Here is a 17,920-nt window from a genome sequence, read left to right on the forward strand (position 1 = left end):
TCGCCCATCGCGCTTCCCCCGTGCCCCGTTCATTACTACGCACTTCCTGCTTTTTCTTGTACACAGGCTCTGGTTCACCGCACACCACTCACCACTCACCGCACACCACTCACCACTCACCACTCACCACTCACCGCTCACCGCACACCACTCACCGCACACCACTCACCACTCACCACTCACCACTCACCACTCACCACTCACCGCACACCGCACACCGCACACCGCACACCGCACACCGCACACCGCACACCGCACACCGCGCCATGTTCACATCTTTTAAATGATCCTCTTCATATTTATATGATTCTAATTTATTTACACTAAACAACTTTTCTTCTGAAGCTGTTATCTCTCTATAATCCTACCCTCTATTTTTATGTTTAGTCTACAGGTTTTGTGGATTAATAAAACTTGATTACTTTTGCGCCAGATATCTACCATCATGGCGCACGCGATCATCATCAAAACGATCGTATGTCCGTGATTACGTCAACCATCATACACCAACACAGAGACCAAAACCAAATCGGTAGTAAACGGAAAAACCATCATTGTCCGCCAACGACCAAAACTATTTCTTAAATCACCAGTTACGAATGAAGTACGTACAAAGGCTGCTCGGCCTGTTGCCCGCGTTATTGTGGCTACAGCAGAGCTTTGCCCAGGAAATCAGGGTCAGCGGGGTAGTCACCTCCCGCAGCGACGCGCAGCGTGTACCCGGCGCTGTTATACGGATAAAAGGCACCGCCCATGGCACCCAGGCCGATGCAGATGGTAAGTATGTGATCAACGCCAATGCGACAGACACCTTACAGGTCTCTTTTATCGGCTTTCAGACGGCCCTGGTGCCTGTGGGTAATAACCGCGTTATCAATATCGCGCTGGAAAGCGCGGACAGCAAATTACAGGAAGTGGTGGTGACCGCGCTGGGCATCTCCAGGGAGAAAAAATCACTGGGATATGCTGTCCAGGAGCTAAAATCAAAAGACATCGCCGAAGCCCGGGAAACGAACCTGGTGAACGCCCTGTCCGGAAAAATAGCCGGTGTACAGGTGACCAGCAGCCAGGGGAGCCTGGGTTCCTCCCGCATCGTTATCCGCGGGGAAACCTCCATCGCAGGCAATAACCAGCCGCTGTTCATTCTCGACGGTATCCCGGTAGACAACAGTCAGCTGGGTGTCGGTACCGGCCGCGATTTCGCCAACGCCATCTCAGACGTGAACCCGGAGGATATCGCCTCCATCAGCGTACTGAAGGGGCCCAATGCGGCTGCACTCTATGGTTCCCGCGCCTCCAACGGTGTAATCCTGATTAAAACAAAAACAGGGAAAGAAGTAAAAGGTGGCCTCGGAGTAACTGTCAACTCCAACGCTACTTTCGACAGGGTACTCATTCTGCCGGACTTCCAGAATGTATACGGCCAGGGCGCCGGCGGACAATTCTCCTATAAAGATGGTAAAGGCGGCGGCCTCAACGACGGTACCGACGAAAGCTGGGGACCCAAAATGGACGGCCGTCTCATCCCACAGTTTTTCTCCAACGGTGAAGCAGTACCTTTTGTGCCGCATCCCAACAACGTAAAAGATTTCTACGAAACCGGCTATACGCTTAATAACGGGCTCGCCGTAGGTGGCAGCTCGGAAAAGATCGATTACCGTTTCTCTTATAATAACACCAAACAGGTGGGTATCCTGCCCAACACCGGCATCAGCCGTAACACCTTCACCGCCAGCAATACCTTTCGCATTGCGCCCAGGCTGACGCTCAGCACTTACGCCAACTACATCCGCAGCAGCGCCGACAACCTGCCCGGCGTGGACGGCAGAAGAGGCAACAGCGTAACATTACAGTTCATCTGGTTCGGCCGGCAGGTAGACGTGTCCAAACTGCGGGACTATAAAAACCCGGATGGTACGGATTATAACTGGAATCATAGCTACTATAGCAATCCCTACTGGATACAATACGAAAACACCGTAGGGCAGCTGCGTAACCGCTTCTTCGGAAACGCCCGCCTGTCATACCAAATCCTCGATTGGCTGACGGCTAACCTTCGTATCGGCACCGATTACTACCAGGACAGAAGGAAATACAAAATCGCCTATTACACCAATGGCACACCGTTCGGTTCCTATACGGAAGATGCCTATGCTGTCAGTGAAACCAACGGGGAGTTTACGCTCAACGCTAAAAAACAGTTGAGCCGCGACTTTAACCTGGATGTACTCGTTGGCGGTAACATCCGCAACAACCGGTTTGAACAAAACTATCAACAGGCGCCGAAGCTGGCCGTGAAAGATGTTTATACGCTCAATAACTCCCGCGATCCGCTGCTCTCTACCAGCTACTTCTCCAGGCAACGGGTGTACAGCTCCTTCGGTTCCGCACAACTCGCGTTCCGCAACTACGCCTTCCTGAACATAACAGCGCGCAACGACTGGTCGTCCACGTTGCCGGTAGAAAATAACTCCTATTTCTATCCTTCGGTAAACGGCAGCCTCGTGCTCTCTGACGCACTGAACATCAGGAGCAAAGCACTCACGCTCCTTAAAATCCGCGGTGGATGGGCGCAGGTGGGTAAAGACACAGACCCTTATCAGCTGATCAATACCTACCCGTTCAACCAGCCGTTCGGCCCCAACCCCCTGCTTACCGTATCTGATAAGTTTCTGGCGAAAGACCTGAAGCCGGAAATTACCAGTTCTACGGAAGTCGGCCTGGAGGCGGGTTTTATCGATAACCGCATCCGTTTCGATTTTACGTGGTACCAATCCAACAGCCGTAACCAGATCCTGCTGGCGGATGTAAGCCCCACTACCGGCTATCTGAAAAAGCTGATGAACGCGGGTGAAATCAGCAACAAAGGCATAGAAGTGATGCTCGGAGGAACGCCGGTGTCTACACGCTCCGGTTTCCGTTGGGACGTTAACGTCAACTACGCCCGTAACGTGAGCAAGGTGATAGAACTGGATAAAGAAGGTTTCCTCAACAACTACGTACTGGGCAGTACTGGCAATATGCAGGTGCTGGCCAGCAAAGGGCAGCGTTATGGTGCGCTGTATGGTGCCGCCTATCAGCGCGATGCACAGAACAGGATCATCGTAAACGCTGATGGTACGCCGGCGATCGATCCCAACAAAAAAATATTGGGGTATTATACCCCCAAATGGACCGGCGGTATTTACAACACCTTCACCTTTAAAGGGATCAGCCTGGGCTTCCTGATCGATACCAAACAAGGCGGTTCTATTTATTCCGGCACCAATTACACCGGTAACTATACCGGTGTGCTGGCAACCACGTTGCCCGGCCGTGATGAAGAACATGGCGGTTTGCCTTACTACCGCAACGGCCAGCAGAACATACAGCTGCCTTCTCATACCGCCACAGCGCCCAATGGCGCCGAAGTGCATCATGATGGTATCATCTTCGACGGCTATACGGCAGACGGTAAAAAGAACGATGTCATCCTCGGCGCGGAAGACTACTATAAAGCCGTATACAACAGCAGTCTGAATGAAAGTGCTATCTATGATGCGTCTTTCATCAAACTGCGCGAAATCAAACTGGGTTACACACTGCCGAAAACACTGACAGACCGCTGGAAACTGCAGTCCGTGAACATTGCGCTGGTGGCCAGAAACCTGGGTTACCTGCAGAAACATGTACCCAACATAGACCCGGAGACCGCTTTTAATACCGGTAACGGCCAGGGACTGGAGACACTGCAGATACCCACCACCCGCAGCATCGGCATTAACCTGAATGTTTCATTTTAATTACGCACCGGATATGAAAAAATTGTTGATACCAACTTACCTGTTGTTCGCTATCGTGCTGCTGGCTTCCTGCCGTAAAGAGCTGGAGCGGATCAACAAGAACCCGAACGAACCGACAACCGTGCAGCCGGATTATCTGCTGAGCAACGGCATCAAAGCCAATGTGGATACTTACTGGGGACCTGACGCCGCCATGGATGGGACCTTATTGTATGTTCAGTACTGGTCCAAAATACAATACACCGATGCCGATCGCTACATCGCGGGCGCTACCGGCACTCAGACAGTATGGAGCAATTTCTATGCACAGGGTATTGAAGACTTTACCGCATTGGCGCAGTTAGGTGACAGCCTGCATAATCCCAACTATAAAGCAATCGCCGTAATCATGCGCTCCTGGATTTTCCAGCAGCTGACGGACCTCTACGGCGATATTCCTTATAAACAGGCCGGCCAGATAAGCCAATACCTGACACCGGTGTACGACAGCCAGAAAGACGTATATACCGGCCTGCTGGCAGAATTGAAACAGGCTGCAACCAGTCTGACGGCAGGCAGTAACGGCATCGGCGGCGATATCCTCCTCGGCGGCAATATCCTCCGTTGGAAACAGTTTGCCAACGGCCTGCGCCTGCGCATTGCATTGCGCATCGCCGACCGTGAGTTCGCCACCGCCAAAGCGGTATTTGACGATGTGGCCGCCGGCGGAGCTGCCGCTTTGCTGCCGAAAGACACCGTGGTAAAACTTAATTACCTCGCTTCGCCCAACCAGAACCCGGTAGGGCGTAACAGGGAAACCCGCAACGACTACCGCATCAGCAAATCCATCGTGGATAAACTGAAAGCGCTGAACGACCCACGGTTACCCATATACGCTACCATGCCGAAAGATACCAATGTGATCATCGGTGTGACCAATGGGCTTCCCAGTGATTCCGCCGCCAGGTTGGGCTTCACTAAAACTTCCGACGCCGGTACGGTGTTTACCGCTACCACGGCGCCGGCGATACTGTTCAGCTATGCCGAGCAGCAGTTCATCCTGGCAGAGGCAGCGCAACGTAACCTGATCGCCGGTAGCGCTCCCGCATTGTATAACCAGGCGGTGACAGCCTCCTTTGTACAATATGGTATTCCTGAGGCTTCAGCTGTTACATACCTGACCCGGTCGGGTGTGGCATACGATGCAACGAACTTTAAGAAAAGTATCGGGGAGCAGAAGTGGCTGGCGCTCTTCGGACAAGGCATCGAAGCTTTCACCGAATGGAGAAGGCTGGACTATCCGCAGCTGAAAGCAGCCTACGCCGGTGCGCTGGGTGGCAATATACCCATGCGGTTTAAATACCCCTCCAGCGAACAATCGCTTAACGGTACTAATTACAAAGCAGCCGTAGCCCGCCAGGGCGCTGATCTGCTGACCACCAAACTCTGGTTTGATAAGTTCTAGTCATAGTTGTTGATAAATTGAAAGCCGGCGTGAGCGATCATGCCGGTTTTTTATTTTTATAAAGTTCTCAAGGATACATATAAAAAATCTACATATAATAAATAAAATTTTTAATTTAGCAGCGACCAACAGACCGGGAATGTTATGTATAGAGCCTATTTATCCTTAATTATATTATGCGCTGCCGCTTGCCATAATAATACTGCCGACGATGAATCCATTGCCGTACCGGCCGCCTCTGAAATAGCCATTACCTCGCTGGAGATAGTGGACGAGGGCGACTCCATCATGAAAACCCATGAAGACATTGACTGGAAAGAGATAGAAGTCTTTCTGTTTTCGAAGGCGCTGATCGATAATAAAGTACCGCTACAGACAACGCTGCCACGGTTCACCGCTGCCATGGGAGAAGCGGACAGCCTGGCGGAACCCAATTGGGAATATCTCTGCGGTACCCAGTTTGAAGATAACTTTCAATATTTCTATAAAAACGGTTCCCGCTTTGAACTGTTAAAAGACAGCCTCCTCTGCAGCGAATACAGGTTTACACCCGGACATACAGTCGTGTACGGAGGCATGACCTTCAGCGGCAATACGACGTGGGCAGAGGTGAAAAAACGCTTCCCGAGGGCGGCACAGCAGGCCGAGAATGGCGGCTATACGGACATGATCACCCTGCGTGATGCAGATGAAGAGGACAGTGACAGCAGTGTGCGCTTACATTTCGAAAACGGGAAACTGGTGCGCATCGTCTATTTTGTTCCCTGCTAAGCCAGCAGATACACGCACAGGCTCCGGGCGCCCTGTGCGCCATGTACCAATACCGCCCCGATGTCTGCTGTGGCGGAAGGGCCCATCATAAAGCAACCATAGGCAGTATCTTCCAGGTGTATCCGCAGGTAAGCATCGTACATGTTTCCAACAATAGCTTGCGGGGATAACAGGATGACAAGATGTTGAGGCAGGATGCCCGGTGCATTGACGGTCAGGTCTTCTTCCGTGAGCCATACCATTCCATTTTCTGCTACGCCCAGGCGGGCGCGGATCACAACCACGTCCACATCGGCCAGCTCATGCGGATTTTTAATCGCGTGCATATCCCGGTTGCCGGATATTTCCGGTGCCGCGGAACAGATGACTTTTGCTTCGGCGTGTTGTGACGCGAGTAACTTCTTTGCCGCGACGGCATCTGCCGGGCGGAAGACTTCTCCACCGGCATCTTTTACGCGGCTTTCAAAGGCGGCGAGTAGATCGGCCCTGGAGCAAGGGAAATTCGGGGTTTCCAGATAGGGCAGCTGTCGCTCAATGACGGACAGTGCCTGGCTACGACTGTTGTTCTCCATGTTCATTGTTTTTGTCGGCGACCCTGCCGAAATAACGCGGAATAAATAGCCCGCTTTTGCACAGGACTATTGGCAGGTATACTTATGCATAACAGTAAAATACCGGTATTGGTTGACCGGAAATTCAGGATACCGGTGTTTTCCCGCCATCAACGGCGATACTGGTGCCGGTAACATAAGAAGCAGCGGGGGAGGCGAGGAAAGCAGCCATGGCCGCTATTTCATGCGCTTCGCCGAAGCGTTTCATGGGAATTTCGTTCCGCCATTCTTCTGCTACCGTGTCCGGTGAAACATTTCTTGCGGCTGCGGCAGCGTTGAATAATTTTTCCAGCCGGTCGGTAAGCGTGGAACCAGGAAGTACGTTGTTGACCGTTATACCGTGCTGCGCCAGTTCGTTGGCCAGCGTTTTTGCCCATGCGGCCACAGCCCAGCGGGTGGTATTGGATACGCCGAGATTCTTCAGCGGCGCTTTTACAGAGGTGGAAACAATATTGATAATACGACCGTAACCGGCGGAGATCATGCCGGGTACCAGTGCCTGCGCCAGTATCTGGTTACAGAGCACATGCTGGGAGAAGGCATCTGCGAAAGCGCTGGTGGGGGCCTCCAGAATAGGGCCCGCTGCAGGGCCGCCGGTATTGTTGACCAGTATATGCACCGGGCCTTCGAGGGCCAGGTCGGCGGCGAGGTCAGTCACTTCCCCCGGATCGGAAAAATCGGATACGATATAACGGTGGGCTTGGCCCGTATCGGCCGCCAGTTGTGCAACAGCGGCTTTCAGTCGCGCTTCATTGCGGGCGGTGAGGATGCAGGTAGCGCCCAGGGCTGCCAGCTCAATGGCAGTGGCCAGGCCGATGCCCTGTGAACTGCCGCATACCAGGGCAGTCTTGCCTTGTAAGGAAATATTCATGGAGTGATTTTTTATTTAGATATTCTGAAATTTAAGTAGCTCTCCTAAATATCAAAATATCAAAATATCAAAATATCTAAATAAAAAATGACTAAATAGTTTATACGCGGACGTAGATCTTTCGTTTATCAAGGATATAACCCACGATCCAGCAGACCAGCATAAACGCCAGCGAAAACAGCAGGGAGCCGAATTTGCCGGGAGACAGGGGCTGAAAGAACTGGTCATTGATCCAGCGATACAGGGAGGAGCCGCCCACCTGGAAGAAATGGAACAGGATAGCGAGCACTTCGGACAACAGGTAGAGGAACAGCGGATTTTTACCGAAAACGGTGAAGAAGCCGGTGCCTTTGGTGAAGCCTGCCATGTCAATCAGTTGTATCAGGAAAGATAATAAGATCAGGTCGATGCCTACCGTGAGTAATACATAGGAGCTGGTCCAGAGTTTTTTGTTGATCGGAAAAACGGTGTTCCAGGCATAAGCCAGTACGATCAGCAGTACGCCGGCGGCGGCCATCCGCAGCAGCCCTTGTTGTGTACGTCCTTTCTGCTGTACGAAGAGGCCGGTGTAATAGCCCGCCACAACGTTGACTACCGCCGGGAAGGTGCTCAGTAGGCCTTCCGGATCGAAAGCGAATCCTTCCCCGTGGTAGAGATGTTTTTCGCCCATCACCAGCTTATCCAGTGTCAGTCCTGCATTGCCGTGGATGCCATATTGGTCGCCTGGTGTGCCGCAGTACCAGAGGATAGCCCAGTAACCGAAAAGAAACAGGGCGCTGACGGCCCATACTCCTTTTTTCGGGAGGTAATGTATCAGCAGCGAAGCCATGCCGTAGCAGAGCGCGATACGCTGTAATACCCCCAGGATACGGGTCTCGCTGAATGGTTTGAAGATCAGGCCGGCATCGGTGTGCTCCACGAAGGGAAACCAATACATGAGGTATCCCAGCAGGAAAATAAGGAAGGTGCGCTTGAAGATTTTGCCTAATACAGCGGCGTTACCCAGCTGTTCATATTTTCTCATGCTGAAGCTCATGGCGTTACCGACGGCAAAAAGAAAGGAAGGAAATACCAGGTCGGTGGGTGTCCATCCATGCCAGGGGGCATGGTCCAGCGGCCAGTAAGTACCTCCTGTGCCGCCGGTATTGACAATGATCATGAAACAAACAGTCATGCCGCGGAACACGTCCAGCGGTAAAAAGCGTTGGGAGCTTTGAGTCATTTTTCCCCGGGTTATTTGGTTGACAAGATGGTAAGGAATGCGTTTGAGTGTCTACAATATAGACATCTCTTTTTCAAAAACCAAATACTCCGGGAAAATGAACAGCTGGAAAGTTTTATTTAGAGAACCCTTTACCTAATACTTCATGGACTTCATGGATCACTACAAAGGCTTCAGGATCAGCTTCCTGCACCAGTTCTTTGAGGCGCATCAGCTCCTGTTTTCCGATCACCACATACAATACTTCTTTTTTGTCGCCGGTGTAGGCGCCATGACCATGTAGTACGGTGGCGCCGCGTTGCATCTCCCCGGTGATCTTTTGTGCAATATGGGGAGTGTGCTGGGAAATAATGGTGATCGCTCTTTTGGTATTGAGACCGTCTACGATATAATCTACTGTCCGCGCGCCAATGTATACGGCAATAAAAGTATACAGGGTCTTTTCGAGGCCAATGATAAAGGCCGATGCCGCAATCACCACGATATCAAATATCAGCATGGCATTACCGAGTGACCAGCCAAAGTATTTCTGGCACATCCGGGCCACAATGGCCGATCCGCCGGTGGTACCGCCGGAGAGGAATACCAGCCCGATGCCGATGCCTACCAGCAGCCCGGCAAAGATAGCCGCCAGTAAAGTGTTGGAGGTCACCGGCGTGAGGGTGTTTTCCGTCAGGTACAGGAACAGGGAACAAAAAATGATGCCGAGGATGGTATATAACATCACCCGCCGGTCCAACAGCCGGTACCCCGCAATAATCAGGAATACGTTAATGATCAGGTTGGTGATGCCGGGCGACCAGCCAAGGTAATAATAGGTAACGATGGTAATACCGATAACCCCGCCTTCAGAAAGTTTATTGGGGATAGCCAGGTAGTTGATACCTACAGCAAATATCAGTGCGCCAATGATCAGCAGCAGGATATTCTTCACATGTGATTTCATAAGGCAAAAATAGATTATTTCTGCACGCAGAGACGCAAAGCTCTGGTATATAATATAAGAAGGCAAAGGAGCGGAGACCACCTGCCAAGTCACGTTATAAACAACAATTCCGGTAAAACATGTTCTTCGCTCCTTTGCGCTCTTAATCAAACAAAAAAAACTTTGTGTCTTGGCGAGAAAAAATTTGGAATTATTAAAACTCGATGTATATTTGTCTACCAATTCAGTAGACTAATAGTTTGCGACCACAATAAAGGGGAGAACAAGGCAATACTCCCGGCATCCTTTGAGCCACCAGCAAAGAGCAGCCGCCATTAATTGATCAAGTGTAAAACAATACACCATGAATCGGCATACTCAGGACTGTGGACTACGTTCCCAAACGTTGCATATATCAAAGGGTGATCATACCTGTTTCCATCACATGATCGTGCTGCAAGAATGTTGTAGCTGTTGACCAATCATCTTGCGTTCTGTAAGCTGTAAATAGAATGCCTGGTCAGGCTTGCGGGGACGGTATGCTGCAAATTTATTGGTGGTAAATTTTTCAGTATCATACCTACCCGCGCCTTCCCGGCATATTACCTCCAAAATCGCTTGCTATGAAAACTTTCGGACACTTCCTGCTGGCGGCTGCGTGGATATTTTCCTTACCGGCCAGCGCCCGGCAGACTTCAGATACTATAACAGTAACGGGCACACGTTTTACATTCCCGCTTGTACAGGAATGGTACATTCAGACAGCCGGCCAGGGCCACCTGCACCGCTACGGCTTCCTGGCTACGCATCCCGCCGTGGCGACCGTCAGCAGATAACAACGGAAGCTATATACTCCGGTAAAGGGGCGTTGTCCTATACAATACTGGTGGGTGTTGTAGGACGACCGCCTCACCTGCCGGAGGACATAACACTACTTTATTTGTCCTGTGAGAACGCCTGTTGATCATCAGAAGAAAAACTAATAAGAAAAGGCGTATACTAACGTAAACTAATATACGAATTTCGGAAAGCCTAATTTATCGGAAAGGAACCATCTGTTTTCAGATAAGGCTCCCAGTGCCAGCAAGTCCCGGTCGCGCACCGGGGCTTCTATTTTTACAGCATCCCCTGGCTTTGAAGGTCCCGCTTATTTTAATCGTTTTTTCAGAAAGGAGATGAAGATACTTCCGGGACAGTTCAGGCAACTGGGGAAATTTCCTGCCCGTTAGTGAATGTATAACGGTATCGGTTATACGGAATATTTTTTGCTCCGCGATATCACGTTTTCATTATGCAGCTGTTCTCTGTCGCCCTTGGGGACGAAAAAAATATTTCCCTTTTTCTTATGGAAAATATTTTGCCGCAACATCTAATTCATAAACACATTTACTATGGAATCAGCTAAAATCCCGGGGAATGATTTCCTCGACATCCTCTTCGAAGGAAGAAACAAAGACTACGGGGCTTATGCATTACGTAACCGGTACGACCGGCGTGTGCGCAATGCCGTTATGGGCACCGCTTCTATTGTATTGGTAGTGATGGGTGGATATGTGTTGAACAATACATTAATGGCGCATGATGTAGTGAGCCGGCCTGTAGTACTTGAAACACCCAGGATGATTGATCCGCTGGATGAACCGTTGCCGGACCCGGTATTGCCACCGCCACCGCCGGTACAGACCTCTCCGCCGCCTGCTGCGCCTACGGTGGATTTTGCCAGCCTGGTCGTAGCGCCGGACAGGGAGGTGAGACCCGAAGAAGAGCCTCCGCGCATCAATGACATCGGCAACAAAGCCATCGGTTTTGAAAACAAGGAAGGAGATCCAAATGGCCGTCCTGAAGGATTGGACGATCTTACAGGACCCACCACCGGTGTAGTTGATATCCCGGTTGCCCCGGAACGTGAAGAAAGATTCACTTTTGTGGAGTTTATGCCGGAATTCCCCGGAGGCGAACCTGCACTGATGAAATACCTGAGCAAAAATATACGTTATCCGCACATGGCACAGGAGAATGGCGTGCAGGGAAGTGTCTTCATCCAGTTCGTGGTAAACAGGGATGGCAGTATTTCAGAAGTTAAGGCAGTAGGAGCCAGCAAAGGGGCAGGACTCGAAGAAGAAGCTATCCGTGTGGTGAGTAAAATGCCCAACTGGAAGCCTGGTAAACAAAATGGAAAGGCCGTAACGGTGATCTTTAACCTGCCCATCAGATTTCAGCTTGACAACCAATAGCTCCGGCCTGCCATCCATTTAACCTGAAGCACCGCTACATTTCCCTTCACCCAATTCCATCACATTTTTTAAATCTGACCTTAAAAAAAATTGCAATCCACTGATTGTACCGGTACCGCCATGTCTGTACACATCAGTTACCTTCCGCTGTTCTCATACCTATGCGTGTCCCGGCCTGCGTTTTGTGGCCGGGATTTTTGCTTTTCTTATTAGAAATTATTCAAACATTTTTGATTTATGTAAAATAATAATCAAAAAATAAAGAAATTCATATGTAAACAACTAAACAAAATAATTATTAATTTAACGGCCGCTTAGTTCTCTTCTTCAGCACTATAAACGGATTTTTAGTATGGAAGCGCCGGTAAATAACTCGTTGCAGCAGTTCAAGAACCTTGTTGGCACAAAGTTCCAGCTGTATAACAGTCTCTTCACCTCTTTACCCTTTCACCGGGTGGAGAAGACGGGCATCTTTCTTTCCCTTTTCCTCCTCCACTGCGAGGAAGGATATGCCCGCGGGAATAGTCCCCAGACCATTATGGACTCCTTTTTTGAACAGTATACGACCTATAAGGATGAGCAGCAGCGGACAGACCTGTTGTTTCGCTTTGTGCAGTATGCAGAAAGACAAGTGGTACTGTTTGACGCCCTGGAAGACGCCGCATTCCGCCATATCCGCGATCTGGAAGGCGCCGGCACGCTGCGCCACCTGCAATCGGAGGTCATTCAGGAGCAGGCACAGGCCAAATTGAAGGAAAAACTGGAGCATTTCTCCGTTCGCCTGGTACTCACCGCCCACCCCACCCAGTTTTATCCCGGCGAAGTGCTCGGTATTATTAATGATCTGGCCCGTGCGCTGGTGGACGAGAATACCTCCGAGGTGAACATGTACCTTCAGCAGCTGGGGAAAACACCTTTCTTTAAAAAAGAAAAACCATCACCCTATGATGAAGCCATCAGCCTGGTATGGTTCCTTGAAAATATATTCTACCGCGCCGGCGGCCGTATCCTTTCATTCCTGAAAGCACAGTTCCCCGACGCGGTCAGCAGTAAAAACCCGGTGATCCGCATGGGCTTCTGGCCCGGTGGCGACCGCGACGGCAACCCCTTCGTGAATGCGGCCATCACCGTGGAAGTGGCTGCCGCCCTCCGTGCATCCATTATGCGTTGTTATTTCAGGGAAGTACGTAACCTGAAACGCCGCCTTACCTTCAAAGGTGTGGAAAACGTAGTGGCTGCGCTGGAAACCAAACTGTCCCGCAACCTCTTTACCGCCGGCCATAAAGCCGATATCAGCCGTCAGGAAATACTCGACACGCTGGCGGATATACGAAAAACCATTGTGGAGCAGCACAACGGTCTGTTTGTGCACCTTGTGGATAACCTGAGCAGTAAAGTGGAGATCTTCGGGTTGTACTTTACCTCGCTGGACGTGCGTCAGGACAGTTCGGTGCATGTGGCCCTGCTGGACGCGGTGGCTGCCAAAACAGACGCGCTTCCGAAAGATTACGCATCCCTCGATGATGCCGCCAAAATCAAAGCCCTGCTCAACATCAGCAAGGCGATAGACCCGGCACTGCTGGAAAATCCGCTGCATCAGGACAGCCTCCGAACGGTGGCGGCCATCAAACAGATACAGGAAGCCAACGGTGAAGAAGGCTGTCACCGCTATATTATCAGTCACTCCACCAGCGAGCTCAATGTGATGGAAGTATATGGCATGTTCCTGCTCAGCGGCTGGCAGCGGGAGTCCATGACCATCGATATCGTGCCGCTGTTTGAAACGATCGACGACCTGCGTCATGCCGGACAGGTGATGAAAGCACTGTACGAAAATGCGGAGTACCGCGGGCACCTGCGCCGTCGTGACAGTAAACAGACCATCATGCTGGGTTTCTCCGACGGTACCAAAGACGGCGGCTACCTGATGGCCAACTGGAGCATCTACAAGGCCAAGGAAGAGCTGACCCGCATCTCTAAAGAATATGACGTGGACGTGGTGTTCTTCGACGGCAGAGGTGGCCCCCCGGCGCGTGGCGGTGGAAAAACACACCAGTTCTACGCTTCCATGGGCCGCAATATTGCCAACCAGGAGATACAGCAGACGATACAGGGGCAGACCATCAGCTCCAACTTCGGCACGGTGGACGCCGCCCAGTTCAATATGGAGCAGCTGGTACACGCCGGCATCACCAATGAACTGTTCTCTTCCCGCGAGGTAACCCTCACCAGGGCGGAGGAAGACCTGCTGCAGTCGCTCGCCGACGCCGGTTACGCTTCTTATAATAAACTGAAGAACCACCCTTATTTCCTGGAATACCTGGACCATGCCAGTCCACTGCGCTACTACGCCGAAGCCAATATCGGCAGCCGTCCGAGTAAACGTAACGCCAACGCGAAACTCAACCTCAACGACCTGCGGGCCGTGCCTTATGTAGGCGCCTGGAGCCAGTTGAAACAGAACGTGCCCGGTTACTATGGCGTAGGCAGCGCCCTCAAATACCTCGACGAGCAAGGCAAATGGCCGGAGCTGAAACACCTGTACCAGCACTCCCTGTTCTTCCGCACCCTGCTGGACAACTGCGAGATGGCGATGAAAAAGAGCTATTTCCCGCTGACGGCCTACCTGGCCAAACATCCGCAATACGGAGCCGTATGGCAGATGATTTATGATGAGTTTGAGCTGACCAGGAAGTTCCTGCTCCGCCTCACCGGTGAGTCGGAACTGATGGAAGCCAGCCCGATTGACCAGTTGTCTATCCAGATGCGGGAAAGGATCGTGCTGCCGCTGCTCACCACCCAACAATATGCGCTGACCCGCCTGCGGGAACTGGACGCCGATCCCAACAACGGCCACGGCCGGGAAACGTATGAAAAACTGATCATGCGTTGCTCTTTCGGCATCATCAATGCCGGCCGTAATTCCGCTTAGGAATTACGAATTACGGATTACGAATTACGAATTGAGGGTTTTTTTGTGGGTGGTTTACTTATTAAGCTTTCCATAAGAAGGCCCTCAATTCGTAATTCGTAATCCGTAATTCGTAATTGTTCCCTACTTTTACATCTCCTATTAGTATAACTACACTTCAATCAATATGGCAAACAGCTTATATGACTTTGGAATGATTGGCCTGGGGGTAATGGGCCGGAACCTGTTACTCAACATGGCGGATCATGGCTTTTCCGTGATCGGCTTTGATAAGGACGCTGCAAAAAATGCCGCGCTGGAATCTGCCGCTACGCCCGGAACGACAGTGAAAGGAGTTGCAGAGCTGGCTACAATGGTACAACTGCTGGAACGTCCGCGGAAGCTGATGATGCTGGTACCTGCGGGTCAGCCGGTAGATGATGTGATTGCATCCCTCATCCCGCTGCTGGAGCAGGGCGATGTGGTGATTGACGGAGGTAACTCCCATTATACAGACACTTTACGCCGGGTGCAGTACCTCCGCGAAAAAGGCATCCACTTTATGGGGATGGGCGTTTCCGGTGGAGAGCAGGGCGCCCGTACGGGCCCCAGCATTATGCCGGGCGGCGACCTCGACGCGTACGCCAAAGTGAGACCAATGCTGGAAGCTATCGCGGCCAAAGTAAAGGATACTCCCTGCGTGGCCTACCTCGGCAAAGAAGGCGCCGGCCATTATGTGAAGATGGTGCACAACGGCATCGAATATGCCATTATGCAACTGATCAGTGAAAGCTACGCCCTGTTGCAGAAAGGCGCAGGCCTTAATAACGACGAGCTGCATGAAGTATTTGACAGCTGGAACAACGGCGCATTGCAGTCATTCCTCGTGGAAATCACTGCAGATATCTTCAAACAGAACGACGATAAAACAACTGCCCGCCTGCTGGACGTGATCTCCGATAAAGCCGGCTCCAAAGGCACCGGTAAATGGACTTCTCAGGACGCGATGGAACTGCCGGTAGCAGTCCCCGTTATCGATACGGCGGTAGCCATGCGTACCCTCTCCGGTTATAAAGACCAGCGTGTGGAAGCTGAAAAGCTGTATCCCGCACCGGACCAGACCATCCACGTAAGCCGGGAAATGTGGATCAAACAGGTGCATGATGCCCTGTATTTCGCCACTATCCTGAGCTATGCACAGGGACTGGCCATGCTCCATGAAGCATCCCGCGACCTGCAGATGGAAATACCGCTGCCGGAAGTGGTGAAAGTATGGAGAGGCGGCTGCATTATCCGCTCTTCCCTCCTCGAAGTGTTTACACAGGCTTACCAGCAAGACGCCACCCTGGCTAATATCCTGCTGGATAAAGGCGTTGCTTACCTCGTACAGTCCGTGGAAGCCAACACCCGCAGCGTGGTGGCCCAGGCCGCCCAGGCAGGCATACAGGCCGCCGGCTTCATGTCCGCACTGTCTTACTTCGACGCTTTCCGCACTGGCAGAATGGCCACCAACCTGATTCAGGCCCAACGGGACTATTTCGGTGCACATACGTACCAGCGGACAGACATGCCGGGTACCTTCCATACCGAATGGCAGCGTAACAACTAATAAAGTTCATTTTTAATTTGATATATGCAAAGCCATAAACGCCCCCCTGCTTCCATCGTCTTTATTTTCGGCGGCAGCGGCGATTTAAACTACCGAAAACTAACACCTGCGTTATACAATCTTTTCCTGGACGACTGGATGCCCGAGCAATTCGCTATTGCCGGATTAGGCCGCAGCCCGTACTCCGATGAAGATTACCGTACCCACCTGTTGGACGGTATCACCAAATTCTCCCGCAGGAAAGGTGAACAGAACGGTCACTGGAAAGACTTCAGTCAACATGTGTCCTACCTCCAGATGGACGCGGAAGATGCCGCTGCCTATTCCAAACTGACCGACTTTGTGAAGCAGAAAGAAGAGGAGTGGGGCATACATCCCAACGTGATTTTTTATCTGGCGGTAGCACCGCAACTGGTGCCCAATATTGCCACCCGCCTCGGTAATCTCAACCTCTGCAGCGATAAGCACTGCACCCGCATCGTAGTGGAAAAACCATTCGGCCACGACCTGCAAAGCGCTCATGAACTGAACGAGCTGCTGGCGGCTAAATTCACCGAAGAACAGATTTTCCGCATAGACCACTACCTTGGCAAGGAAACCATCCAGAACATCCTGGCCTTCCGCTTTGCCAACGCGCTCTTTGAGCCGGTATGGAACCGTAACTTCATCGAAAATATCCAGATCACGGCAGCTGAAAGCGTAGGCCTCGAAGGCCGCGGCGGCTACTACGAAAGAGCCGGCGCCCTGCGTGACATGGTGCAGAACCATATCCTGCAGGTCCTCTGCATGATCGGTATGGAACCTCCCGTGTCTTTTGATGCCAACGAAATCCGTAACAAAAAAGTGGATGTGCTCAACGCCATCCGCCGCATCACGCCGGACAAAGTACATGAATACGCCGTTCGCGGTCAATACTCCTCCGGCTGGAAAAAAGGCGAAAAAGTAGTCGGCTACCGCGAGGAAAAAGGGGTAGACCCCAAATCCAACGTGGAAACCTACGCTGCGGTGAAATTCTATATCGATAACTGGCGCTGGCAGGGCGTGCCCATTTATGTGCGCACCGGCAAATACCTGAACCAGAAAGCGACCAACATCATCCTGCAATTCAAGGAAGCGCCACATTACGCGTTTCCGCAGGAAGCCGCCCAGACATGGCGCCCCAACAGGCTCACCATCAGCATTCAGCCGGAAATGGATATCCGTATCCGCTTCCAGGCCAAACGCGCAGGCCAAACGATGACACTGGACCCCGTAGACATGACCTTCAATTATGAAGATGCCAACGGAGAACATGCACCGGAAGCCTACGAAACCCTGCTGCTCGACGTAATGGAAGGGGATGCCACCCTCTTCATGCGCGGCGATCAGGTGGATGCTGCCTGGAAAGTGATCATGCCCATCCTGGAAACATGGGAAAACCGCACTCCGCAAGACTTTCCGAACTACTCCCCGGATTCCTGGGGGCCGGATGACGCAGATGCGCTTATCGCCAGAGACGGACATACATGGATTAACTTACCTTCTAAATAGGTCCTGAGTT

At 51.6% G+C, this 17,920-nt stretch carries 12 protein-coding genes; 8 read left to right on the forward strand and 4 right to left on the reverse strand.

Features of this window, described 5'->3' with window-relative positions; genetic code table 11:
* The first annotated feature begins 599 nt into the window (after positions 1–599).
* From B5D63_RS00305 to B5D63_RS00315, 3 genes are all read left to right on the forward strand, one after another.
* Positions 600–3,782, forward strand: coding sequence for a SusC/RagA family TonB-linked outer membrane protein (locus B5D63_RS00305; protein ID WP_078666797.1), 3,183 nt, complete (start codon positions 600–602; stop codon positions 3,780–3,782).
* Positions 3,783–3,795: 13 nt separating this feature from the next.
* Positions 3,796–5,226: a SusD/RagB family nutrient-binding outer membrane lipoprotein gene (locus tag B5D63_RS00310; RefSeq protein WP_078668478.1), complete on the forward strand. Its 1,431-nt coding sequence runs from the start codon at positions 3,796–3,798 to the stop codon at positions 5,224–5,226.
* 144 nt (positions 5,227–5,370) lie between these two features.
* Entirely contained in the window at positions 5,371–5,997 is a 627-nt protein-coding gene (locus tag B5D63_RS00315) for a hypothetical protein (protein WP_078666798.1), read from the forward strand.
* On the opposite strand, the gene B5D63_RS00320 is transcribed toward B5D63_RS00315, so the two are convergent.
* The 4 genes from B5D63_RS00320 to B5D63_RS00335 form a co-directional block, all read right to left on the reverse strand.
* Positions 5,994–6,569, reverse strand: a complete 576-nt coding sequence (locus tag B5D63_RS00320; protein WP_159455838.1) for a LutC/YkgG family protein — start codon at positions 6,567–6,569, stop codon at positions 5,994–5,996. The genes B5D63_RS00315 and B5D63_RS00320 overlap by 4 nt on opposite strands.
* Before the next feature lie 124 nt (positions 6,570–6,693).
* Positions 6,694–7,479, reverse strand: a complete 786-nt coding sequence (locus B5D63_RS00325) for an SDR family oxidoreductase (protein WP_078666800.1) — start codon at positions 7,477–7,479, stop codon at positions 6,694–6,696.
* 100 nt (positions 7,480–7,579) lie between these two features.
* Positions 7,580–8,701 carry an acyltransferase family protein gene (locus B5D63_RS00330; protein ID WP_078666801.1) on the reverse strand — a complete coding sequence of 374 codons (1,122 nt, stop codon included), beginning with the start codon at positions 8,699–8,701 and terminating at the stop codon, positions 7,580–7,582.
* A 115-nt stretch (positions 8,702–8,816) separates the two neighbouring features.
* The gene (locus tag B5D63_RS00335) at positions 8,817–9,647 is read right to left on the reverse strand and encodes a YitT family protein (RefSeq protein WP_078666802.1); all 831 of its coding nucleotides are present in this window, start codon (positions 9,645–9,647) and stop codon (positions 8,817–8,819) included.
* Positions 9,648–10,249: 602 nt separating this feature from the next.
* Between B5D63_RS00335 and B5D63_RS00340 the strand changes: the two genes are divergently transcribed.
* The 5 genes from B5D63_RS00340 (at position 10,250) to zwf (ending at position 17,910) form a co-directional block, all read left to right on the forward strand.
* Positions 10,250–10,462 (forward strand): hypothetical protein, encoded by a 213-nt coding sequence (locus B5D63_RS00340; protein ID WP_078666803.1) that lies wholly within the window; start codon positions 10,250–10,252, stop codon positions 10,460–10,462.
* Between the two features lie 555 nt (positions 10,463–11,017).
* On the forward strand, positions 11,018–11,860 hold the full coding sequence (locus B5D63_RS00345) for an energy transducer TonB (protein WP_078666804.1): 843 nt from the start codon (positions 11,018–11,020) through the stop codon (positions 11,858–11,860).
* Positions 11,861–12,212: 352 nt separating this feature from the next.
* Positions 12,213–14,792 carry a phosphoenolpyruvate carboxylase gene (locus B5D63_RS00350; protein ID WP_078666805.1) on the forward strand — a complete coding sequence of 860 codons (2,580 nt, stop codon included), beginning with the start codon at positions 12,213–12,215 and terminating at the stop codon, positions 14,790–14,792.
* Between the two features lie 166 nt (positions 14,793–14,958).
* Positions 14,959–16,380, forward strand: a complete 1,422-nt coding sequence (gndA, locus tag B5D63_RS00355) for an NADP-dependent phosphogluconate dehydrogenase (RefSeq protein ID WP_078666806.1) — start codon at positions 14,959–14,961, stop codon at positions 16,378–16,380.
* A 24-nt stretch (positions 16,381–16,404) separates the two neighbouring features.
* Positions 16,405–17,910 (forward strand): glucose-6-phosphate dehydrogenase, encoded by a 1,506-nt coding sequence (zwf, locus tag B5D63_RS00360; RefSeq protein ID WP_078666807.1) that lies wholly within the window; start codon positions 16,405–16,407, stop codon positions 17,908–17,910.
* Positions 17,911–17,920 lie beyond the last annotated feature (10 nt).

This window comes from Chitinophaga eiseniae, assembly GCF_900167135.1.
GTDB classification, from domain to species: domain Bacteria; phylum Bacteroidota; class Bacteroidia; order Chitinophagales; family Chitinophagaceae; genus Chitinophaga; species Chitinophaga eiseniae.

What these genes read in the sequence shown, in the direction of transcription:
- B5D63_RS00305 (WP_078666797.1), top strand. Translation starts at nt 600, where the DNA reads ATGAAGTACGTACAAAGGCTGCTCGGCCTGTTGCCCGCGTTATTGTGG.
- B5D63_RS00310 (WP_078668478.1), top strand. Translation starts at nt 3,796, where the DNA reads ATGAAAAAATTGTTGATACCAACTTACCTGTTGTTCGCTATCGTGCTG.
- B5D63_RS00315 (WP_078666798.1), top strand. Translation starts at nt 5,371, where the DNA reads ATGTATAGAGCCTATTTATCCTTAATTATATTATGCGCTGCCGCTTGC.
- B5D63_RS00320 (WP_159455838.1), bottom strand. Translation starts at nt 6,569, where the DNA reads ATGGAGAACAACAGTCGTAGCCAGGCACTGTCCGTCATTGAGCGACAG.
- B5D63_RS00325 (WP_078666800.1), bottom strand. Translation starts at nt 7,479, where the DNA reads ATGAATATTTCCTTACAAGGCAAGACTGCCCTGGTATGCGGCAGTTCA.
- B5D63_RS00330 (WP_078666801.1), bottom strand. Translation starts at nt 8,701, where the DNA reads ATGACTCAAAGCTCCCAACGCTTTTTACCGCTGGACGTGTTCCGCGGC.
- B5D63_RS00335 (WP_078666802.1), bottom strand. Translation starts at nt 9,647, where the DNA reads ATGAAATCACATGTGAAGAATATCCTGCTGCTGATCATTGGCGCACTG.
- B5D63_RS00340 (WP_078666803.1), top strand. Translation starts at nt 10,250, where the DNA reads ATGAAAACTTTCGGACACTTCCTGCTGGCGGCTGCGTGGATATTTTCC.
- B5D63_RS00345 (WP_078666804.1), top strand. Translation starts at nt 11,018, where the DNA reads ATGGAATCAGCTAAAATCCCGGGGAATGATTTCCTCGACATCCTCTTC.
- B5D63_RS00350 (WP_078666805.1), top strand. Translation starts at nt 12,213, where the DNA reads ATGGAAGCGCCGGTAAATAACTCGTTGCAGCAGTTCAAGAACCTTGTT.
- gndA (WP_078666806.1), top strand. Translation starts at nt 14,959, where the DNA reads ATGGCAAACAGCTTATATGACTTTGGAATGATTGGCCTGGGGGTAATG.
- zwf (WP_078666807.1), top strand. Translation starts at nt 16,405, where the DNA reads ATGCAAAGCCATAAACGCCCCCCTGCTTCCATCGTCTTTATTTTCGGC.